This window comes from Streptomyces sp. NPDC058086, assembly GCF_042885015.1.
Classification (GTDB): Bacteria; Actinomycetota; Actinomycetes; order Streptomycetales; family Streptomycetaceae; genus Streptomyces.
The window spans coordinates 1-21,537 of the sequence record NZ_JBHVST010000125.1 but is presented as its reverse complement, the minus strand read 5'-3'; the positions used below and the strand labels follow the sequence as shown (position 1 = coordinate 21,537).

The window sequence follows — 21,537 nt, the reverse complement described above, 5'->3', positions numbered from 1 at the left end:
CGGGAACCGTCACGGCGGAAAACAAGTAGCACGATCGTTCGCTCAGTTTTATGCTCGGACGTATGACATCGACCGGAGTGGACATCGTCGAGCTCGACCGGATCGCCGTGTACGAGTCGCTGCGGCTCGTCGGGCTGGCGCGGGCCACGGACTGGGAGCGGGACACACCGTGTGCGGGCTGGACACTGCGGCGCCTGGTGGCGCACATGGCCGCGCAGCACCACGGGTTCGCGGCCGCCGCCCGGGGAGCGGGGCACGAGAGGGCGTACTGGCGGGAGCCGGAGGACATGAGCGACCCGGAGCGGACCTACCAGGGCGCGGCGACGGCGGTGCTGGCCGCGTTCGCCGAACCGGGCGTGACGGAGGGGGAGTTCGTACTGCCGGAGATCAGGGACGGGGGCGGGTTCCCCGGCGGGATGGCCCTCGGCTTCCACTTCGTCGACTACGTGGTGCACGCGTGGGACGTCGCCGCCACGCTCGGGGTCGGGCTCGAACTGCCGGACCACGTGCCCGGGGCGGCCTTGGCCGTCGCTCGCCTCGTACCGACGGATCCGGCCGGTCGCGGTCCGGGGTTCGCGTTCGCGCCGCCGGTCGACGTGCCCCTGGGCGCGGACCCACTGGACGAGGCGCTGCGGCTGCTCGGACGCACACCGGAGAAGTGGCCACTGTCGGGTGATGGCACGGATTCACAGCGGATTTGACCTGAACCGAGGGTTCGCTTTAACCGTGCTTGAACATTCCCGGTGCTCCGCACGTATCTCACGTCGCTGGCCAAGTACAGGTTTCCAACGACCAGTTGGTTTCCCCCGGGAGGCTCATTTTGCTGCGTATCAATGGTTCTGCCTTCGTCATCGCGGCGCTCGCCGCCACCGTCGGCGCGCTCGCGTTCCCTGTGTGGTCGTACGCCGACCGCGCCGGCACGGGGCAGGCGAATCTGGCGGCGGGGACGGTGAACACACAGTGGGGGCCCCTGTCCGCCTCCGACCGCGACCTGATCGTGCGCGTGCGGCTGGCCGGACTCTGGGAGCTGCCGGCGGGACAGCAGGCGATCGAGCGGGCCCCCAACAAGGCGATCAAGGAGGCGGGCGACCACCTGATCGTCGGCCACACCGACCTCGACAAGCGGGTGCGGGTCATCGCGGCCCAGCTCAATGTCGAGCTGCCGAACCAGCCGAACGCGCAGCAGCAGGGCTGGCTGCAGGAGATGACCGCGGCGACGGGCGCGGAGTACGAACGGAAGTTCGTGAACCTGCTGCGGGCCGCGCACGGCAAGATCTTCCCGGCGATCGGCGCGGTCCGTAACTCCACCCGCAACTCGCTGGTCCGGCAGCTGGCCTCGGACGCCAACCAGACCGTGCTCGACCACATCACCATCCTGGAGAAGACCGGGGCCGTCGACTTCGACGCCATCGCCAACGACACGGCCGCCCTGTCGACCGCGAGCCCCACCGGTCCCCCGGCGCCGGCCGCCGGCGTCACGGCGCCCTCCGCACCGCCGGTGCAGCCGGGCAACGGCGTCGTCGCCACGTCGAGTCCGTCGCCCGCGCCGCCGGGCCAGGTCAACACCGCCCGGCCGGAGCCCTCGGATCCGGACAACGTGCTGCGGTAGCCGGTGTGGCCGCCGGAGCCTCGGGGCATCGGCGGAACCTCAAATGTTGCTCTGAACGTCCGGCGACATGGTTCGGCCCCGCTTCCCGGGGCCATGACTCCGTCACGCCGGAACACGGGTCCGTCGTAAGGAGACAGCGGTCGGGGTTGCAGCCGGGGTTCGAGCGGTGACGGAGGAGGCGACATGACGCAGCCGAGGCGGCTGGGGACGGGAATCGGGTGGCGGCCGGAGATCGCCGAGGCCGTGGAGCGCATGCCCGGCATCGACTGGGTCGAGGCCGTGGCGGAGAACCTGTGCCCTGGGCATCTTCCCGAGTCGCTGCTGCGGCTGCGCGAGCGGGGCGTCACGGTGGTGCCGCACGGGGTCTCGCTCGGCCTCGGCGGCGCGGACCGGCCCGAGGAGTCCCGTCTCATCGCCCTCGCGGAGCGGGCCGAGGCGCTGGGCTCGCCGCTCGTCACGGAGCACATCGCGTTCGTACGGGCCGGGGGCGCGCTCACCGCGTCTCCGTCGCTGGAGGCCGGGCACCTGCTGCCGGTCCCCCGCACCCGGGACGCCCTCGACGTGCTGTGCGAGAACGTCCGTATCGCGCAGCAGGCCCTTCCCGTCCCGCTCGCGGTCGAGAACATCGCCGCGCTGATCTCCTGGCCCGGGGAGGAGATGACCGAGGGGCAGTTCCTGTACGACCTGGTGGACCGCACCGGCGTACGCCTCCTCATCGACGTGGCCAACCTCCACACGAACCACGTCAACCGGGCCGAGGATCCTTCGAAGGCCCTCGACGAGCTCCCCGTCGAGGCCATCGCCTACGTCCACGTCGCCGGCGGCTTCGAGCGGGACGGCGTCTGGCACGACAGCCACGCCCACCCCGTCCCCCGGCAGGTCCTCGACATCCTGGCCGACCTCGCCTCCCGTGTGACCCCACCGGGGGTCCTCCTGGAACGCGACGAGAACTTCCCGGCCCCGGACGAACTGGAGAGGGAGCTCGGGGCGATCAGAGTCACCCTGACGAAGGCGCGGGCACGGGTCGTGACGCCGTCCCAAACCCCGGCAAGCCCGCACTCCGGTGAGGCCGCCGCCACTGCGAGCGGCACCCCCGGGGCAGCCGGGAGCCACGCGGCCGGCGTGGCCGTGGGCGCTCGGCAGCGGCTTGCGCTCGGGCAGGCCGCCCTGCTGTCCGCGCTCGTCGCGGGTACCCCCGTGCCCGAGGGGTTCGACCGGGGACGGCTGGGTGTGCAGGCGCGAGCGCTCGCGGCCAAGCGGGCGGACGTCGTCGCGAAGGTGGCGGCGGAGCTGCCGGAGATCCTCGGGGACGCGTACCGGCCGGCGTTCCTCGCGTACGCGCAGGGGCATCCGATGGGCGGTGGGTACCGGCGCGACGCGTTGGACTTCGCCGCATACACGCTGCTCGCGGGAGACCCCGAGGACGCTCAGACGCGGCGGCGGCTGCGTGCGTGGTGGCTGGAGCGGTCCGGCCCGACCCCGCCGTCGCAGCGGCCCACGGCCCGGCTGGCCCGTGCGACCCGACGGGTACTGCTGCGCCGCTGACCCCGCCCGCGCCACAGGCGCCGACGCGCCCTACTACACACGCCGTAGTGCCTCGCCCCGGCAGAGTGTGCCGGGGTTAACACCGCGCCCCGCCCGGCCGGATTCCGTGTCTGGTTTCCTGGGTTTCCTGACGGTATGGAGTCCGGTCGAACTACCCCATTAGGCGCCTTCCTCCCACTCGGCAACCCTTTCTTTTCGTACGGCAGTTGGCGTAGTGCCCGAAGTAATATGCCAACCCGCACCCGTAGCGCACTAGCGTGCGGTGCCGCAACAGGAGGCACCATGCGATCCATCAACCGCACCGGATTGGTCAGTGGGACAGGACTCATCATCGCGGCCCTCACCGCGACCCTCGTCGCGCTGATCTTTCCGATCTGGTCGTACGCGGACCGCGCCGGCACCGGCCTGGACACCCTGAACGCCCAGTCCGTGTCGACGCGGTTCGGTCCGCTGTCCGCACTGGACCGGGAGTTCGTCACCAAGGTCCGGCTCGCCGGACTCTGGGAGCTGCCCGCCGGCCAGCAGGCCGAGGAGCGCGGCACCACCCAGGCCGTGAAGACGGCGGGCGAGCACCTCGTCGAGGGCCACACGTTCCTGGACGCGCGCGTCCGGAACGTCGCCGCACGGCTCGGACTCGAACTCCCGAACCAGCCCAATGCCCAGCAGCGCGGCTGGCTGGCCACGCTCGACGCCGCGCACGGCACGGACTACGACCGGAAGTTCGCGAACATCCTGCGCCGGGCACACGGCAAGGTCTTCTCCGTCGTCGCCCAGGTCCGCGCGAACACCCGCAACTCCCTCGTACGGGACCTCGCGGACGACGCGAACACCACCGTGCTCGACCACATCAAGGTCCTCGAAGCCACCGGGTACGTGGACTTCGACGCCCTCGCCCAGGACGCCGCGACCGCGAGCCCGCCCCCGCTGACGGCTTCCCCGGCCCCGCCGGGTCCCACACAGTCCCCGGACAGCCCCGTCCCCGTCACCCCGTCCGGAACCTATCCGCTGCCCCCGGCCGCGTCCCGCCCCAAAGGCTAGGACCTGTCAGGCGGACCCTGCCGAAGACGCGGCGCCCCTCGCGAACACCGCAACGTCACAGAGCCACAACGCTCCGTCCATATCGTGGGCATACCGTGGCGCGGGCCTGGACTCTTCGCGTAGAAACACGCCATGTTCTGGGTCCTTCTCCTGCTCCTGGCCTGGGCCGCGGCCGGTATCTCCTGCACTCGGCTGTGCCTGGCCGCCGTGCGCGCGGCGGCGGTCGACGCCGACGCGGCGCGCGGACACCACCTCACGCTGTACGAGGCGGCGTTCCTGTCCGGCGGCCCCGCCCGGGTCGCCGAGCTGACCCTGGTGTCGATGGCCCGTCAGCGGCGGCTGCTGCTCGCGCACACGGGCTGGGCGACCGTCGTGGACCCGCGCGGGCGCGACGAGATGGAGTGTTCGGTGATAGGGGCGATAGGCCCGCAGGGGCAGTCCCGGATAGCGCCCGTACGGGCGAGCACGGCCACCGCGGACTCCGTACGCCGTCTCGCCGACCGTCTCGTCGCCGCGGGCCTCGCCGTGCCCGACGGCGCCCGCACCACCGTCGCGAGCGCCATCCGCCAGGTCCAGGCCGCCGCCACGGCCGTCCTCGCGCTGGGCGCCGTCGCCGTGCTGATGCCCTCTCAGGCCCGGGCGAGCGAGAACGACGTACCGATCGCCGTGTGGTTCTCGCTGCCGCTCATCCTCACCGTGAGCTGCCTCGCCATCGCCCGCATCGAGGTCCACCCGTACACGCGCTGGGCCTCCCCGGCGGGACAGCGGCTGCTCGGCACCCTCGCCCGGCACCCCGACGCCACCGGCGACGACCGTACGTACCTCACCTCGGTCGCCGTACGCGGCGTGCGCGCGGTCGGCGAGCCGGAGCTGCGCGCGGCCTTCGCGCACCGCGACCGAAGCCCCGAGGGGCAGCGCTGACGGCGCCCGAGGGGGCGCATAGGGGTCATTGGGGCCGACACCGGCACCAGGTGCTTTACTTCATCAACTGACGAACCAAACATCCCTTTTGTCGCTGCCGTGCGCCGAAGGGGATACGCGATGAGAGCTGCCGTCCTGTACGGAACCACCGGGTCCTTGCTTCTGAGCGGCCTCATCGCCGCCCCCGCGGGCGGTGCGGCGGCGTGGCCGAACCCCGCGGCCGCCCTCGAGGCGCGCGGCACCACCGTCGCCGCCGCCCGCGCCGCGACGGCTGGCATCCACTGGGGCGCGTGCCCCAAGGGAGACGACCTCCCGGTCAAGATGCGCTGCGGCACGGTCACCGTGCCGCTGGACTACGCGCAACCCGACGGCAAGAAGATCAGACTGACCGTCAGCCGCGCCGTCGCCACTGGCAAGGACCTGCGCAACTCCAAGCACAAGGTGCCGCGTCAGGGCTCCCTCGTCTACAACCCGGGCGGCCCGGGCGCGTCCGGCATGTACTTCCCGCTGATCGGCTTCCTCCCCGAGTGGAAGCGCATCGCGGCCGCGTACGACCTCGTGGGCTACGCCCCGCGCGGGGTGGACCGCTCGGCCCCGCTGTCCTGCGAGGACCCGAAGCACTTCCTGAAAGGGCCCGCGCAGTCGCCGACGTACCCCTCGGAGACGTACAAGAAGAAGCGCATCGCCGAGGCACAGGCGTACGCCCGCGGCTGCCTCAAGCGCTCCGGGCAGAGCATCCGGCACTACACCTCGCTCAACAACGCCCGCGACCTCGATGTGCTGCGCGCCGCGCTGGGCGAGCGGAAGCTGACGTTCATGGGGGCGTCGTACGGCACGTACTTCGGCGCCCTGTACGCGACGCTCTTCCCCTCGCACGTACGCCGGATGGTGTTCGACTCGGCGGTGAACCCCGCCCCCCGGCAGATCTGGTACCGGAACAACCTCGACCAGTCGACCGCGTTCGAGGCCCGTTGGGCGGACTTCCGCGCGTGGATCGCCAAGCACGACAAGGAGTACGCGCTCGGCGCCACGCCCCAAGCGGTGCTGCACAGCTACGAGAAGGCGCGGGCACGGCTCGCCGCGGCGCCCGCGGGCGGCAAGGTGGGGCCGCGTCAGTTGCAGGGCGCGTTCCTGGAGGCGGGGTACTTCGACGACTACTGGCCGCAGCGCGCCCTGGCGCTGTCCGCCTATCTGAAGGGCGACCCGAAGCCGCTGATCCAGCAGGCCGGGCCGCATCCGGAGGCGTCGGCCGAGGCGGAGAACGGCAACGCGGTGTACACGGCCGTGGAGTGCAACGACGCGGCCTGGCCGACGGACTGGCGTACCTGGGACCGTGACAACACGCGGCTCGCGCGTGTGGCGCCGTTCGAGACCTGGGACAACGTGTGGATGAACCTGCCGTGCGCGTACTGGCCGGTGCCGCGGCAGAAGCCCCTCGATGTGCGGACGCTGCCCGGGGCGCTGGCGCCGGTCCTGATCCTGGCGGCCGAGCGGGACGCTGCGACGCCCTACGAGGGGGCGGTGGAGCTCCAGCGGCGGCTGTCCGGCTCGGTCCTGGTGACCGAGAACGGCGCCGGGACGCACGGGATCGCGGGCGGCCCCAACAAGTGCGTCAACGGCTACCTGGAGGCGTACCTCCTGGAGGGCCGCCTCCCGCAGCGGCGCGCGGCGTGCGCCCCGCACGCGGAGCCGGAGCCGGCGGCGCCGGGCGGTGACAAGACCACCCGGCACGACGCACAGGCCCGTGAGGACGCGAAGACGACCCGCCAGGCTCCCTGATCAGGCGAGACCGGCGACCAGCTCGGCCACGGACTTACGGCGGCCGGTGTAGAACGGGACCTCCTCGCGGACGTGCATGCGAGCCTCGGAGGCGCGCAGGTGGCGCATGAGGTCGACGATGCGGTACAGCTCGTCGGCCTCGAACGCGAGCATCCACTCGTAGTCGCCGAGGGAGAACGAGGCGACCGTGTTGGCGCGCACGTCCGGATAGCCACGGGCCATCTTGCCGTGGTCGGCGAGCATGCGGCGGCGGTCCTCGTCGGGCAGCAGGTACCAGTCGTAGGAACGCACGAAGGGGTAGACGCTCACATAGTTGCGCGGCGTCTCGTCGGCGAGGAACGCCGGGATGTGCGAGCGGTTGAACTCGGCGGGGCGGTGCAGCGCCATGTTCGACCAGACCGGCTCCAGGGCGCGGCCCAGCCTGGTGCGGCGGAAGAGGTTGTACGCCTCCTGGAGCTGGTCGCTGGTCTCGGCGTGCCACCAGATCATCAGGTCGGCGTCGGCGCGCAGCCCCGACACGTCGTAGGTGCCGCGGACGGTGACGTCCTTCGCGGCGAGCTGGTCGAAGAGCTCCTGGACCTCGTCGGCGAAGCCGGCGCGGTCCTCGGGCAGCACGTCCTTCAGCTTGAACACGGACCACAGGGTGTAGCGGATGACCTCGTTGAGGTCCTTGGCCAGCTTGCCCTTGTTCGGGACCCTGCCGGACTCGGTGGTGGGGGCGTCGTCACTCATGAGGCTATTCTCCCGCTCCGCCGTGCAGGCTCTGCACCGGGTTCGCCCTCAGCGCGTCCAGTGCGGCGCGGTCGCCGCCGAGCTGGTCCACGGCGGCGTACGCGCTCGCGACGCACGCGGGGATGCCGACCCCGTCGTACGCCGCGCCGCAGACGGCCAGCCCCGGGAGCTTGGCCACGTGCTCGCGGACGCGGGCCACGCGCGTGTGATGCCCGACCGGATACTGCGGCAGGCCGTCGTCCCACCGGGTCACCCGGGTCGCCACGGGCTCGGCGGCCAGGCCGGTGGCCTCGCGCAGGTCGTGCCGGGAGACGTCCACGAGGTCGGCGTCGTCGCGGCCCAGCACCTCCGTCTCGCCGTACCGCCCGACGGAGGTGCGCAGGACGAGCAGGTCGGGGTTCTCCTCGGCGACCCAGCCCCACTTCTGGGAGGCGAAGGTGGATGCCTTGATGGTGTGACCGTCCACCGGCGGCACCAGGAAACCGCTCCCTTCGGGGAGGGAGATGTCCGCGCGCCGGTAGGCGAGCGTCACCAGCGCCATGGAGGCGTACTCCACACCGGCCAGCTCGGTGGCCGCCGCGGGCGCCTCGGCCCTCAGCAGGGCGGCGGCCGCGCCGGCGGGCACCGCGACGACGACCCCGTCCGCGTGCAGGACGCGGCCCCCGGCCACCACCCGCCAGCCGCCGTCCTCGGCACGGCGCAGCTCCGTCACCGTGGCACCGGTGACGATCTCGCCGCCCCGTGCGCGCACCGACCGCGCGACCGCGAGCGGCAGTTGGCCCACTCCGCCCTCGATGCCCATGAACACCGGCCCGGTCTGCTGGGCCGCGGCCGCCTTCGCCTGGATCTCGCGGACGGCCTCGGTCAGGGAGTCATGGGTGCGGACGGCGGCGAACAGCTGGGGGACGGCCAGCCGCATCGAGATGCGGTACGCGTCGCCCGCGTAGACGCCGCCCAGGAGGGGCTCGACCAGGCGGTCGACGACCTCGCGGCCGAGGCGTGCCGCCACGAACTCCCCCACCGCCACGTCGTCGCCGACTTCCGTGCGGGGCAGCTCCGCGTCGCGCTCGATACGGGCCAGGCCCTCGTCGGAGAGGACTCCGGAGAGGGCGGCGGCCGTGCCGGGCACGCCCATGACGTGGCCCTTGGGCATGGGGCGCAGCGTGCCGCGCGTCCACAGGGAGGCGGTCGCGGTGGCGGGCGGCTGGAGGCGGTCGGCGAGGCCCACCTCGCGGGCGAGCGCGACCGCTTCCGGGCGGCGGGCGAGCATCGACTCGGCGCCGAGATCGACCCGCGCGCCCGCGATCTCGCCGGGCAGCAGCTTGCCGCCGACGCGGTCCGACGCCTCCAGGACGGTCACCCGCGCGCCGCGGTCCAGCAGGCGGTGGGCGGCGGCCAGACCGGCGATCCCGCCCCCGATGACGACGACCTGTCCCGTACCGGTACGACTGTCCTGTGCGCGCATGACTCCACCTTCTCAGACCCCGCTGAGAGGCCCGCCGGGACCTGGTGCCGTCGTTCCGGTACTGCGGTGTCCTGCGCGAGTCCCGACCGTGACCGCATCGCGATCGAATCCGGCCAACGTCGCACCCGGCCCCGGCGTCGAAGGAAGGTCAGCAGTCACCACCCACGGGGGTACGCCCACATGCGCACACGACGTTCCGCACGAACCGGCCCGGTCCTGGCCGGAATACTCCTCGCCGCCGCCCTCGCGGTGACGGGCTGCGGCGCCGCCGGCGGTGGCTCCGACTCCAGCGCCGACAAGGCGGCCACGCCGGGCGCCGAAAAGGCCCGCTCGGGCGCCGCGGACAGCGCCGCCTCGGGCGCGGGCGGCGCCAGGTCCACGACCCCGTCCAAGGCCACCGGCACGTCCGTGCCGGCCGGCAGCCACATCATCCGCACCGCCTCGCTGACCCTGCGGGTCAAGGATGTGCCCGAGGCGCTGGACGCCGCCCGCACCGCGGCCGTCGACGCGGGCGGCTACGTCGGCAACGAGACGACCACCCGGGACGGCGGGGGCCGCGAGCGCACCCGAGCCGTACTGCGTGTGCCCACCGACCGGTACGACGCGGTGCTCTCCTCCCTGGAGGGCACCGGGAAGGTCGTCGAGCGGACGGCGAAGGCGGAGGACGTCACCGACCAGGTCGTCGACGTGGAGAGCCGCGTCAAGTCGCAGCGCGTCAGCGTGGCCCGGGTCCGCGAGCTGATGGACCAGGCCACCAAGCTGAGCGATGTGGTCGCCCTCGAAGGGGAGTTGAGCACCCGTGAGTCGGACCTCGACGCCCTGCTCGCCCGGCAGGCGTCCCTCAAGGACCGCACCAGCCTGGCCACCATCACGCTCTCCCTCTCCGAGGCCCCGCTGAAGGACGCCGGGAAGAAGTCCGACGCGCCGGGCTTCGTGGACGCGCTCACGGGCGGCTGGGACGCGTTCGTCACGATGCTGCGCTGGATCGCTCTGGTGTTCGGCGCGGTGCTCCCGTTCCTGCTGAGCGCCGGGCTCCTCCTGGCGCTGTGGCTGCGCCTCGCCCGCACGGGGCAGCCGCGCCGGCCCGGGGCCGAAGCGGCTCCCGCGAACGCGGGCTCGCTGCCGGTGGCACCGCCGGTGCGCGAAGAGGGCGGCGAGGAGGGCGGCGAGGAGGACTGAAATGCCGGGCCCCCGTAGCGTGTTCGCATGAGCATGAGCCGTACGGAGCGACTGGTCGTGATCGGGGGTGACGCGGCGGGCATGTCCGCCGCGTCACAGGCACGCCGGATGCGCGGGCCCGACGAGCTGGAGATCGTGGCGTTCGAACGCGGCCACTTCACCTCCTACTCGGCCTGCGGCATCCCGTACTGGGTGGGCGGCGACGTCCCCGAGCGGGACCGGCTGATCGCGCGGAGCCCGGCGGAACACCGGGAGCGCACGATCGACCTGCGAATGCGCACGGAGGTCACGGAGATCGATGTCGGCGGGGGCCGCGTCCGCTCGCGCGACCTCGAGACCGGGGCCGAGGAGTGGACCCCGTACGACAAACTCGTGATCGCGACCGGCGCCCGCCCGATCCGCCCCGACCTGCCGGGCGCCGACGCTCCGGGCGTGCACGGCGTGCAGACCCTGGACGACGGCCAGGCCCTCCTGGACACACTGGCGGCGACCGAGGGCCGTCGTGCGGTGGTCGTCGGCGCGGGCTACATCGGCGTGGAGATGGCCGAGGCGCTCATCAACCGCGGGTACGAGGTGACGGTCGTCAACCGCGGCAAGGAGCCGATGTCCACCCTCGACCCCGACATGGGCCGCCTGGTGCACACGGCCATGGAGGGCCTGGGCATCAGCATGGTCAACGACGCCGGGATCACCAAGCTCCTCAGGGGGCAGGACGGGCGGGTGCGCGCGGTGGCCACCGAGGACGCCGAGTACCCGGCGGACGTGGTCGTGCTCGGCATCGGCGTACGCCCCGAGACCACGCTCGCGCGGGCCGCGGGACTCCCCCTCGGCGACCACGGCGGGCTGCTCACCGACCTGGCGATGCGGGTGCGCGGGCACGAGAACATCTGGGCCGGCGGCGACTGCGTCGAGGTCCTCGACCTGATCTCGGGACGCGAACGGCACATCGCGCTGGGCACACATGCCAACAAGCACGGGCAGGTCATCGGCTCCAACGTGGGCGGCGGGTACGCGACCTTCCCCGGTGTCGTCGGTACGGCCGTGAGCAAGGTCTGCGATCTGGAGATCGCCCGTACCGGGCTGCGCGAGAAGGACGCGCACCGGGCGGGTCTGCAGTTCGAGACGGTCACCATCGAGTCGACCAGCCGCGCGGGCTACTACCCGGACGCGGACCTCATGACGGTGAAGATGCTCGCCGAGCGCCGCACGGGGCGGCTGCTCGGCGTGCAGATCGTCGGCGGGGAAGGCGCGGCGAAGCGGGTCGACATCGCCGCGGTGGCGCTGACCGCGGGCATGACGGTGGAACAGATGACCGCCCTGGATCTGGGCTACGCGCCCCCGTTCTCACCGGTGTGGGACCCCATCCTGGTGGCGGCACGCAAGGCGGTAGCGGCGGTACGGCGAGGCGCCCCGTAGGGGCGCGGGGAACTGCGCGACCAGCCACACACGACCCGCAGTCGACACTCAACCGCTGCGCGCCTACGCCGATTCGTGCCCCGCATTCCCATTGATCCGGTCTATCGCCTGCCGCGCCTGCTCGGCCGGCGGCCGCGCCGGCAACGAGGACACCGACGCCGACGCGGTGACGGCCGCGGGCTGCGTGGTGGGCGGCTTGGCGTGGGCGGCCGACCGCGCGGAGCGCAACCGGTGGCTGACGGCCTCGTCGAGGGTCACCGGCCGCTGCATCCTCGCCGCGAGCCGGCCGGCCTCCTGGCCGAGCGCGGCGACGTCCTCCCAGGGGAGGTGCAGCACCAGGGCGATTTCCGCCTCGCCGTCGGGCAGGGCATGCATCGGAGGAGTAACTCGGTCGTTCATCGCCTGTGTCCTCACGTCTCTCGCGTCGCGTCTTCGTCGCGGCGCGGGCGGTTGAGGAGACATACGGATGCGGGGGCGGGGGCGTTCACGGATTCACCCGGCGTATCCCGGGCACTAGTTCCTCGTGGTCATCCCCGTCCATGACGTGAACCCGGTGCGCCGCACGCCCTATGTGACGTACGCGCTGATCGCCGCCAATGTTCTGGTCTTCCTCTACACGCCCGGCCTCGCGGGATCGGTGGCGGGTGACAGCGGGCTCTCCCAGCTGTGCCATCTGCACGCGTTCCTGGAGCACTACGCCGCGGTGCCGCAGGAGTTGGTCCACCATCAGTTGCCCCGCCTGGTCCCGACCGGCGACGTCGGCGTCGGGGCAGGGGGCCCCGGGTGTCTGGTGGGGCCGCCGACGTACGACAAGTCGCCGCCGCTCTCTGTCCTCACCGCGATGTTCCTGCACGGCAGCTGGCTGCATCTGCTCGGCAACATGCTCTTCCTGCTGATCTTCGGCAACAACATCGAGGACCGCCTCGGACATGTGCGGTTCGCGGTGTTCTACGTGGCGTGCGGTTACGCGGCGGCGTACGGCTTCGCGTACCTCAACGCCGACTCGGCCGACCCGCTGATCGGCGCCTCCGGAGCGATCGCCGGAGTCCTCGGCGCCTATCTGGTGCTCTATCCGAAGGCCAGGGTCTGGGTGCTCGTCCCGTTCCTGGTCTTCCTGCCGCTGCGGCTGCCCGCGTGGCTGGTGCTGGGCTTCTGGTTCGCGTTGCAGGCGGTGTACTCGTCCGGCGGCGGCGTCTCCACCGCCGGAACCGTGGCGTACGAGGCCCACGTGGTCGGCTTCCTCGTGGGGATGCTGCTGGCCTGGCCGCTGCGCCCGGGCACCCCGCCACCGCCGGAACCGCGCAGCCTGCTGTTCGGCAGACAGGCGCGGCACAGCTGGTGAGGCGTGCGGTGCCCAGGCATGCGGCGCTGAGGCGTGCGGCGTCCCCCGTACGAGGTCAGCGCGCGGTCTGCTGGTGGACGTACTCCACGAGGCGGGTCAGCGCGTCCGGGTCGGTGCTCGGCGGGACGCCGTGGCCGAGGTTGAAGACATGGCCCTCGAGACCGGCGGCCGCGTCCAGCACCTCGCGGGTCTTGGTCTGAACGGCCTCGGTGGTGGAGAAGAGGACGGCGGGGTCGAGGTTGCCCTGGAGCGCCTTGCCGGGGCCGACGCGGCGCGCGGCCTCGTCGAGCGGGACGCGCCAGTCGACGCCGACGACGTCCGCGCCCGCCTCGCCGATGAGGCTGAGCAGCTCGCCGGTGCCGACGCCGAAGTGGATGCGCGGCACGCCGTACCCCGCCACGGACTCGAAGACCTTGGTGGACGCGGGCATCACCGAGCGCCGGTAGTCGGCGGGTGCCAGGGCGCCGACCCAGGAGTCGAAGAGCTGGATGGCGCTCGCGCCCGCCTCGATCTGCACCTTCAGGAAGGCGGAGGTGATCTCGGCGAGACGGTCGAGCAGGTCGGCCCACAGCTGCGGGTCGCCGTACATGAGCGCCTTGGTGTGCTCGTGGTTCTTGGACGGACCGCCCTCCACGAGGTAACTCGCGAGGGTGAAAGGCGCGCCCGCGAAACCGATGAGCGGGGTCGCGCCGAGCTCGGCCGTCAGGAGCTTGATCGCCTCGGTGACGTACCAGACGTCCTCGGGGGTCAGATCGCGCAGCTGAGCCAGGTCGGCGCGGGTGCGGATCGGGTTCTCGACGACCGGGCCGACGCCCGGCTTGATGTCGAGGTCGACGCCGATGGCCTTCAGCGGGACGACGATGTCGCTGTAGTAGATCGCCGCGTCCACGTTGTGCCGGCGCACGGGCTGGAGGGTGATCTCGGTGACCAGCTCGGGCCGCGTGCAGGAGTCCAGCATGGCGATGCCCTCGCGCACCTTGAGGTACTCGGGCAGCGAACGACCGGCCTGCCGCATGAACCACACCGGCGTGTGCGGCACGGGCTCGCGCCTGCACGCCTTCAGGAAGGCGGACTCGTACGTGGCTGTCGGCGGCTGGCCCGTGGCGGGGCGGTCATTGGCACTCACGACGGAAAGTCTCGCACGTCCCACAGCCCCACAAGCGACGGGCTCCGGTGCCCGGACCGGGCCCCTCCCGTCTGCGCGTTTCGCGCACCGCGATCCGGACAGTGGTCCGGCGCACGGGTGTCTCTCCCTGCGCGCGGGCTCCGTTCCCCTTAATCTTCCCCGCATGGCTGCGGCTCAGGGACGACTGTCGGACGGCGCTGGCGAAATGGACGATGCCAAGGAGGGGGACGGTGATGCGAGGGAGACGGGTCCGCCGCCCTTCCGGGCTGCCGTCGACGCATTGAGGGCGGCGCGGCTGCGGCCCGAGATCGAGATCGACCCGACGCGACCACCGCAGCGCCTGGCCCCCTACGCGTACGCGCTGGAGGCCGCGGTCGTCGCCGACGACGAGGACCTGGCGGACGGCCGGCTCATCCTGCTGCACGACCCGGCGGGGCACGACGCCTGGCAGGGCTCCTTCCGGCTGGTGACGCTGGTCCGCGCGGAGCTGGAGCCGGAGATGGCGGCCGACCCGCTGCTCCCCGACGTCTCCTGGTCGTGGCTGACCGGCGCGTTGCAGGCCCGCGGCCTGTCGTACGGCGAACCGAGCGGCACCGTCACCCGGGCCAGCTCGCACTACTTCGGGGGGCTGTCCGAGCGCCCCTCCGCGTCCCAGATCGAGATCCGGGCCTCCTGGACGCCTCGCGAGGGCCTGGGCGGCGTACCGGACACGGCCGCGCACCTCGCCGCCTGGTGCGATCTGCTCTGCCAGATCGCGGGCCTGCCCCCGGCGGGGCCGGGCGACGGCTCGGTGGTGACCCTCCCGCAACGCCGGGGGCCGCAGTCCCGCTGAACGCCCTTCTTTCGTTTCTCCGTCTTCCGGGGCGCCCGTGTCATGTCGAACGGGCGCCCTTTCCCGACCTCGCGTAACGCCGCGCCCTTTGCCGAGTTCCTTGCCGAGGTTTTGTGGATACGGCCACTTTCAGCCGTGTCGCGACACGGAACGACTCGGTTCGATCTTCGGATGATCGATCGCGTGTCCGAATTGCACGGATTGTTACTCACTAAATCGTGATCATTCTCTAAAGGCCGACGGGTTTGATGCCGAAGACGTCTGTGACCTTGAAAGCACGGTTCGCCCCGGCTTCATCCCCACAGCCGGTCCCGTCCCGCACCCCCAGGAGGCCTGGTGTCCGTTCTCCTCGAGCAGCCCGCAAGCCTGGTCGCCTACCGCCCGAACAAGCCGACCGCCATGGTGGTCGTGGCCGACCCACGGGTCCGATCCACCGTCACCCGCCACCTCTGGGCGCTCGGAGTGCGCGACGTCATCGAGGCGTCGTCCGTCGCGGAGGCCCGTCCCCGAATCGGCAACCCGCGCGACATCTGTGTCGCCGACGTCCACCTGCCCGACGGCAGCGGGCTCACCCTGCTGTCCGAGACCCGAGCCGCGGGCTGGCCCAACGGCCTCGCCCTCTCCGCCGCCGACGACATCGGCGCCGTGCGCAACGCCCTCGCGGGCGGCGTCAAGGGCTATGTCGTCACCGGCACCCGTACGAATGTCGGGCTCCCCACCCGACCCGGTGTCGCGCCCATCGGCTCGGCCGCCGCCCGTATGCACCGCCGCCCCCCGGGTGCCCCGAGCCACCCGGGCGGCTACCGCGAGCTCTCCGGCCGTGAGGTCGAGGTACTCCGGCTCGTCGCCGAGGGCCAGTCGAACAAGGCCATCGGCGTCTCCATGGGCCTGTCCGCGCTGACCGTCAAGAGCCACCTCGCCCGCATCGCCCGCAAGCTCGGCACGGGCGACCGCGCCGGAATGGTGGCGGTCGCCCTGCGGACGGGGATCATCCACTGAAAGGGGGGCACACCCCCCATCGGACCGGATCTTTCACCGACCTGACTGGTTTACGACCCTCCTACGCCCGTCGACGGAACGTTCCGTCGGCGGGCGTAGTCCATACACAGATACCCTTGACAGGTGACCGACGCCCAAGAGACCGCAGAAGACAGCTCACTGCGAACCACCGGAGGCGGCCCTCCGGACGACGTCGAATCGGCGCCGATCCCTTTGCTTGAGCCCCGAGAGGGCATTCCGCCCGTCGTCGCCGACGAGACCTCGCTCGCCGAGGTGATCGCGGCCTTCGCCGCCGGCTCCGGCCCCGTGGCCGTGGACGCCGAACGCGCGTCCGGGTACCGATACGGCCAGCGCGCCTATCTGGTGCAGCTGCGCCGCGAGGGCGCCGGCACCGCGTTGATCGACCCCGTCGCCTGTCCCGACCTCTCCGGACTCGGCGAGGCCGTCTCCGGCGTCGAGTGGGTGCTGCACGCCGCCACCCAGGACCTGCCGTGTCTGCGCGAGATAGGCATGGTGCCGACGCGGCTCTTCGACACCGAGCTGGCCGGACGCCTGGCCGGGTTCCCCCGAGTGGGCCTGGGCGCGATGGTCGAGAGCGTGCTCGGCTTCGTACTGGAGAAGGGGCACTCCGCGGTCGACTGGTCCACGCGCCCGCTCCCGGAGCCGTGGCTGCGCTACGCCGCGCTCGACGTGGAACTGCTCGTCGACCTGCGCGACGCCCTGGAGAAGGAGCTCGACCGGCAGGGCAAGCTGGACTGGGCCCGACAGGAGTTCGAAGCGATCGCGCAGGCCGAGCCCGCGCCGCCGCGCAAGGACCCCTGGCGCCGTACGTCGGGGATGCACAAGGTGCGCCGCCGTCGGCAGATGGCGGTCGTACAGGAGCTGTGGGAGACCCGGGACCGGATCGCCCAGCGCCGGGACATCTCGCCGGGCAAGGTGCTGGGGGACGGGGCCATCGTGGAGGCCGCGCTCTCCCTTCCGGCCAATGTGCACGCGCTTGCCGCACTGAACGGATTCGGGCACCGGATGGGGCGGCGCCAGCTGGAGCAGTGGCAGGCCGCCGTGGACCGCGCGAAGGCGGTGCCGGACGCCGAGCTGCCGCAGCCGGGGCAGCCCGTCACCGGGCCTCCCCCGCCGCGCGCCTGGGCCGACAAGGACCCGGCCGCCGCCGCCCGGCTCTCCGCGGCGCGGACGGCCGTGTCGGCGCTGGCCGAGCAGCTCAACATGCCGCAGGAGAACCTGATCACTCCGGACACGGTGCGGCGGGTGTGCTGGGAGCCGCCGGCCGGCGCCGACACCGAGTCGGTTTCGGCCGCGCTTGCCGGATACGGGGCGCGGGCGTGGCAGGTGGAGCTGGTCACACCGGTACTGGTGGAGGCGCTGACGGTCAAGGGGGCCTAGGGCCTGTCCGGCGGATCAGGTCGGAGGGAAGTATCGGCGCCTCATAAGCGCCGGTGAGCGGGGTCTGGTGCGTGCAGCTGCAAGGCGGAGGAGGGAGTCGACGCGGAGCGTCGGGGACCGAGGGCAACGCCGCTGGGGGCACCCCCTGCTCGAAGAGCTTGGGGGAGGGCGTGCCAGACCCCGCGTCTCCGACGTGATTCCGCCGGACAGGCCCTAGTCGCCGTACGTGGTTCCGCCGGACAGGCCTTAGTCGCCGTACGTGGTTCTGTCGTGCGGCGACTGCGGGTTGTTCTGGGTTGCTCGCGTGGTTCCTCGCACCCCTTTCGGGGCCCTTGAAGCGAAAGAGCGACGTCGAGATCGCGCCAAGATCCGCGGACGGCATCTTGACGCGCCGACGCGGCGGAGCCGTATATGTCACGGCCCCGCGCCCCTGACGCGGGCTCCTGCACAGCCTCGTGTCGGTGTGACGTTCGCCGCTCCCGTCGTCGGGGGTGGGCAGGGTGGTTACCCGCAAGTAGCATGAGCGGTGAGCGCGCGCTCAGGGCGTGTGCGTCGCGCAGCAGTGCCATCCCGCATCTGGAGGAGAGCCATCGTGCCTCGTACCGTCAGGGACGTCGTCTTCGTCGACGGCGTCCGCACCCCGTTCGGCAAGGCGGGCCCGAAGGGCATCTACCACGAGACCCGCGCCGACGACCTCGTCGTGAAGGCCATCCGGGAGCTGCTGCGCCGCAACCCGGGCCTCGACCCGAAGAAGATCGACGAGGTCGCCATCGCCGCGACCACGCAGATCGGCGACCAGGGTCTGACGCTGGGCCGCACGGCGGGAATCCTCGCCGGTCTCCCCCAGTCGGTCCCCGGCTACTCCATCGACCGCATGTGCGCGGGCGCGCTGACCGCCGTCACCACCACCGCGGGCTCCATCGCCTTCGGTGCGTACGACGCCGTCATCGCCGGTGGTGTCGAGCACATGGGCCGCCACCCGATGGGCGAGGGCGTGGACCCGAACCCGCGGTTCGTCAGCGAGAAGCTGGTCGACGAGTCCGCCCTGTTCATGGGCATGACCGCCGAGAACCTGCACGACCGCTACCCCACGATCACCAAGCAGCGCGCCGACGAGTACGCCGTGCGCTCGCAGGAGAAGGCCGCCAAGGCGTACGCCAACGGCAAGATCCAGCAGGACCTGGTGCCGATCTCGGTGCGCAACACCAACGCGGAGGTTGGTGAGACCGGCTGGGGCCTGGTCACCGCCGACGAGCCGATGCGTCCGGGCACCACGCTGGAGAACCTGTCCGGCCTGAAGACCCCGTTCCGCGTCCACGGCCGTGTCACCGCCGGCAACGCCGCCGGTCTGAACGACGGTGCGACCGCGTCGATCCTCGCCTCCGAGGACTTCGCCCGCGAGAACGGCCTGCCGGTCAAGATGCGCCTGGTCTCGTACGCCTTCGCGGGCGTCGAGCCGGAGGTCATGGGCTACGGCCCGATCCCGGCCACCGAGAAGGCCCTCGCCCAGGCCGGGCTGTCGATCGAGGACATCAACCTCTTCGAGATCAACGAGGCCTTCGCCGTCCAGGTGCTCGCCTTCCTTGAGCACTACGGCATCGCCGACGACGACGCCCGCGTCAACCAGTACGGCGGCGCCATCGCGTACGGCCACCCGCTCGCCTCCTCCGGCGTCCGTCTGATGACGCAGCTGGCCCGCCAGTTCGAGGAGCAGCCGGAGGTCCGTTACGGCCTCACCACCATGTGCGTCGGCTTCGGCATGGGCGCCACGGTGATCTGGGAGAACCCGCACCACAAGGACGCCGGAGGCAACAAGTGAGCACCGCTGAACTCCTGAAGGGTGCGGCCGAGCTGTTCCCCGACGAGGTCGTGACGTCCGCGCACGTACGCCACCTCGACCTGCCGTTCGGCGCCGGGCGCTTCGCGCTCATCACGCTGGACAACGGCTTCGACCACACCAAGCCGACCACCTTCGGCCCGGCGTCGCTGGCGAACCTCAACACCGCCATCGACCAGGTCGAGGCGGAGGCCGCGGCCGGCGACATCGTCGGTGTCGGCGTCACCGGCAAGCCGTTCATCTTCGCGGTCGGCGCCGACCTCAAGGGCGTCGAACTGCTGAAGAAGCACGACGACGCGCTCGCCATCGGCAAGGGCGGCCACGAGGTCTTCAAGCGCCTCGCGGGCATCGCGGTCCCGACCTTCGCGTACTACAACGGCGCGGCGATGGGCGGCGGCGTCGAGGTCGGTCTGCACTGCCAGTACCGCACGGTGTCGAAGGCCATCGCGGCCTTCTCCCTCCCCGAGGTCTTCCTCGGTCTGGTCCCGGGCTGGGGCGGCTGCACGCTGCTCCCGAACCTGATCGGCGCCGACAAGGCCGTCTCGGTCATCATCGAGAACTCGCTCAACCAGAACAAGCAGCTCAAGGGCAAGCAGGTCTTCGACCTCGGCATCGCCGACGCCATCTTCGAAGGCGCCGACTTCCTGGAGCAGTCGCTGATCTGGACCGCGTCCGTCCTCAAGGGCGACATCGCGGTCGAGCGTCCCGAGATCGACCGCGGCGAGGCCTGGGACCAGGCCGTCGCCAAGGGCCGGTTCATCGCCGACAGCAAGGTGCACGGGGCGGCTCCGGCCGCGTACCGCGCCCTCGACATCATCGAGGCGGCCAAGGACGGCGACCTCCAGAAGGGCTACGACGCCGAGGACATCGCCCTCGCCGACCTGATCATGGGCGGCGAACTGCGTGCCGGCATCTACGCCTTCAACCTGGTCCAGAAGCGCGGCAAGCGCCCCGCGGGCGCCCCGGACAAGAACCTGGCCCGTCCGGTCACCAAGGTGGGCGTCGTGGGCGCGGGCCTGATGGCCTCGCAGCTCGCTCTTCTCTTCCTGCGCCGTCTCGAAGTGCCCGTCGTGCTGACGGACATCGACCAGGAGCGCGTCGACAAGGGTGTGGGCTACGTCCACGCCGAGATCGACAAGCTGCTGGCGAAGTCCCGCATCAACCAGGACAAGGCCAACCGCCTCAAGGCCCTGGTCACCGGTGTCCTGGACAAGGCCGAGGGCTTCTCCGACGCCGACTTCATCATCGAGGCCGTCTTCGAGGAGATCGGCGTCAAGCAGCAGGTGTTCGCGGAGGTCGAGGCGGTCGCCCCGGCGCACGCGATCCTCGCGACGAACACGTCCTCGCTGTCGGTGACGGAGATGGCGTCGAAGCTGAAGAACCCCGAGCGGGTCGTGGGCTTCCACTTCTTCAACCCGGTCGCGATCCTGCCGCTCCTTGAGATCGTGCGCGGCGAGCAGACGGACGACGCCTCGCTCGCCACGGCGTTCGCCGTCGCCAAGAAGCTGAAGAAGACTGCGGTGCTGGTCAAGGACGCCCCGGCGTTCGTCGTCAACCGCATCCTCACCCGCTTCATGGGCGAGATCCAGAACGTCATCGACGAGGGCACGCCGGTCGAGGTCGCGGAGAAGGCGGTGGAGCCGCTGGGTCTGCCGATGTCTCCGCTGGTCCTGCTCGAACTGGTCGGCCCCGCGATCGGTCTGCACGTCTCGGAGACCCTCAACCGGGCCTTCCCGGACCGCTTCACGGTCTCCCCGAACCTCGCGGCCGTCGTCAAGGCGGGCAAGCGCGGCTTCTACGTGTACGACTCCGGGAAGCCGGAGCTGGACCCCGAGGTCGCCGCGCTCCTGAAGCAGGGCGATGTCGTCCTCTCCGAGGAGCAGGTGCGCGCCCGTGTCCTGGACGCGGTCGCCCAGGAGATCGGTCTGATGCTCGACGAGGGTGTCGTCGCCGAGGCCCAGGACATCGACCTCTGCCTGATCACCGGTGCCGGCTGGCCCTTCCACCTGGGCGGTATCACTCCGTACCTGGACCGTGAGGGCGTCTCCGAGCGGGTGACCGGCAAGCGGTTCCTGGAGGTCGGGGTGGCTTCCGTCCCCGCGTAAGCGCTCCGCTGTGTCTGACGGGTGCCCTGTATGCCGACGTGGCGTACGGGGCACCCGGCCTTTCTCGCCCCCGCCGCCCCTACCCGTGTGTTCTTCGGCTGCGGGCGGGTGGGGGCTGGTCGCGCAGTTCCCCGCGCCCCTGAAAGCCTCCGCAGCGGCCCGCGTCTTCAGCCCGTCCGGCGTTTGAGGACGAGGCCGTTCAGGCCGAACG

The 21,537-nt window shown here is 71.7% G+C and carries 18 protein-coding genes; 14 read left to right on the top strand and 4 right to left on the bottom strand.

The features are described from left to right. Nucleotides 1-62: 62 nt before the first annotated feature. The 6 genes from ACFVWD_RS49805 to ACFVWD_RS49780 all read left to right on the top strand — a co-directional run bounded on the left by ACFVWD_RS49805 (nt 63) and on the right by ACFVWD_RS49780 (nt 6,892). On the top strand, nt 63-701 hold the full coding sequence (locus ACFVWD_RS49805) for a TIGR03086 family metal-binding protein (RefSeq protein ID WP_389605141.1): 639 nt from the start codon (nt 63-65) through the stop codon (nt 699-701). 119 nt (nt 702-820) lie between these two features. Then, on the top strand, nt 821-1,609 hold the full coding sequence (locus tag ACFVWD_RS49800) for a DUF4142 domain-containing protein (RefSeq protein WP_389605139.1): 789 nt from the start codon (nt 821-823) through the stop codon (nt 1,607-1,609). A 183-nt stretch (nt 1,610-1,792) separates the two neighbouring features. After that, entirely contained in the window at nt 1,793-3,154 is a 1,362-nt protein-coding gene (locus tag ACFVWD_RS49795; RefSeq protein WP_389605138.1) for a DUF692 domain-containing protein, read from the top strand. Between the two features lie 282 nt (nt 3,155-3,436). Further along, the gene (locus tag ACFVWD_RS49790; RefSeq protein ID WP_389605136.1) at nt 3,437-4,192 is read left to right on the top strand and encodes a DUF4142 domain-containing protein; all 756 of its coding nucleotides are present in this window, start codon (nt 3,437-3,439) and stop codon (nt 4,190-4,192) included. Nucleotides 4,193-4,324: 132 nt separating this feature from the next. Next, complete coding sequence (locus ACFVWD_RS49785) at nt 4,325-5,113, top strand: TIGR04222 domain-containing membrane protein (protein ID WP_389605135.1); 789 nt, start codon at nt 4,325-4,327, stop codon at nt 5,111-5,113. Nucleotides 5,114-5,233: 120 nt separating this feature from the next. Further along, a complete protein-coding gene (locus tag ACFVWD_RS49780; protein WP_389605133.1) occupies nt 5,234-6,892 on the top strand; it encodes an alpha/beta hydrolase in 1,659 nt (552 codons plus the stop codon). Here the strand turns inward: ACFVWD_RS49780 and hemQ are convergent, their stop codons facing one another. Beyond that, on the bottom strand, nt 6,893-7,624 hold the full coding sequence (gene hemQ / locus ACFVWD_RS49775; RefSeq protein WP_054233999.1) for a hydrogen peroxide-dependent heme synthase: 732 nt from the start codon (nt 7,622-7,624) through the stop codon (nt 6,893-6,895). Between the two features lie 4 nt (nt 7,625-7,628). After that, the gene (gene hemG / locus ACFVWD_RS49770; protein ID WP_389605132.1) at nt 7,629-9,089 is read right to left on the bottom strand and encodes a protoporphyrinogen oxidase; all 1,461 of its coding nucleotides are present in this window, start codon (nt 9,087-9,089) and stop codon (nt 7,629-7,631) included. A 180-nt stretch (nt 9,090-9,269) separates the two neighbouring features. Between hemG and ACFVWD_RS49765 the strand changes: the two genes are divergently transcribed. Then, a complete protein-coding gene (locus tag ACFVWD_RS49765) occupies nt 9,270-10,268 on the top strand; it encodes a DUF4349 domain-containing protein (RefSeq protein ID WP_389605130.1) in 999 nt (332 codons plus the stop codon). A gap of 27 nt (nt 10,269-10,295) precedes the next feature. Beyond that, entirely contained in the window at nt 10,296-11,684 is a 1,389-nt protein-coding gene (locus ACFVWD_RS49760) for an FAD-dependent oxidoreductase (RefSeq protein WP_389605128.1), read from the top strand. 63 nt (nt 11,685-11,747) lie between these two features. On the opposite strand, the gene ACFVWD_RS49755 is transcribed toward ACFVWD_RS49760, so the two are convergent. Further along, on the bottom strand, nt 11,748-12,083 hold the full coding sequence (locus ACFVWD_RS49755; protein WP_082417462.1) for a hypothetical protein: 336 nt from the start codon (nt 12,081-12,083) through the stop codon (nt 11,748-11,750). A gap of 124 nt (nt 12,084-12,207) precedes the next feature. Here ACFVWD_RS49755 and ACFVWD_RS49750 point away from each other — a divergent pair, with 124 nt between their 5' ends. Continuing rightward, nucleotides 12,208-13,026 carry a rhomboid family intramembrane serine protease gene (locus tag ACFVWD_RS49750; RefSeq protein WP_389605126.1) on the top strand — a complete coding sequence of 273 codons (819 nt, stop codon included), beginning with the start codon at nt 12,208-12,210 and terminating at the stop codon, nt 13,024-13,026. A gap of 55 nt (nt 13,027-13,081) precedes the next feature. Here ACFVWD_RS49750 and hemE read toward each other — a convergent pair whose 3' ends face one another. Continuing rightward, a complete protein-coding gene (gene hemE / locus ACFVWD_RS49745; RefSeq protein WP_389605124.1) occupies nt 13,082-14,152 on the bottom strand; it encodes a uroporphyrinogen decarboxylase in 1,071 nt (356 codons plus the stop codon). A 205-nt stretch (nt 14,153-14,357) separates the two neighbouring features. On the opposite strand from hemE, the gene ACFVWD_RS49740 reads away from it, so the two are divergent. The 5 genes from ACFVWD_RS49740 to ACFVWD_RS49720 all read left to right on the top strand — a co-directional run bounded on the left by ACFVWD_RS49740 (nt 14,358) and on the right by ACFVWD_RS49720 (nt 21,326). Continuing rightward, nucleotides 14,358-14,984 carry a DUF3000 domain-containing protein gene (locus tag ACFVWD_RS49740; RefSeq protein ID WP_389605156.1) on the top strand — a complete coding sequence of 209 codons (627 nt, stop codon included), beginning with the start codon at nt 14,358-14,360 and terminating at the stop codon, nt 14,982-14,984. A gap of 336 nt (nt 14,985-15,320) precedes the next feature. Further along, nucleotides 15,321-15,983, top strand: coding sequence for a response regulator transcription factor (locus ACFVWD_RS49735; RefSeq protein WP_054234007.1), 663 nt, complete (start codon nt 15,321-15,323; stop codon nt 15,981-15,983). Nucleotides 15,984-16,106: 123 nt separating this feature from the next. Continuing rightward, nucleotides 16,107-17,384 (top strand): ribonuclease D, encoded by a 1,278-nt coding sequence (locus ACFVWD_RS49730; protein ID WP_389605122.1) that lies wholly within the window; start codon nt 16,107-16,109, stop codon nt 17,382-17,384. A gap of 592 nt (nt 17,385-17,976) precedes the next feature. Further along, the gene (locus ACFVWD_RS49725; RefSeq protein WP_075030528.1) at nt 17,977-19,203 is read left to right on the top strand and encodes an acetyl-CoA C-acyltransferase; all 1,227 of its coding nucleotides are present in this window, start codon (nt 17,977-17,979) and stop codon (nt 19,201-19,203) included. Further along, entirely contained in the window at nt 19,200-21,326 is a 2,127-nt protein-coding gene (locus ACFVWD_RS49720) for a 3-hydroxyacyl-CoA dehydrogenase NAD-binding domain-containing protein (protein ID WP_389605120.1), read from the top strand. Before ACFVWD_RS49725 ends, ACFVWD_RS49720 begins: the two co-directional genes overlap by 4 nt. Nucleotides 21,327-21,537: the final 211 nt, after the last annotated feature.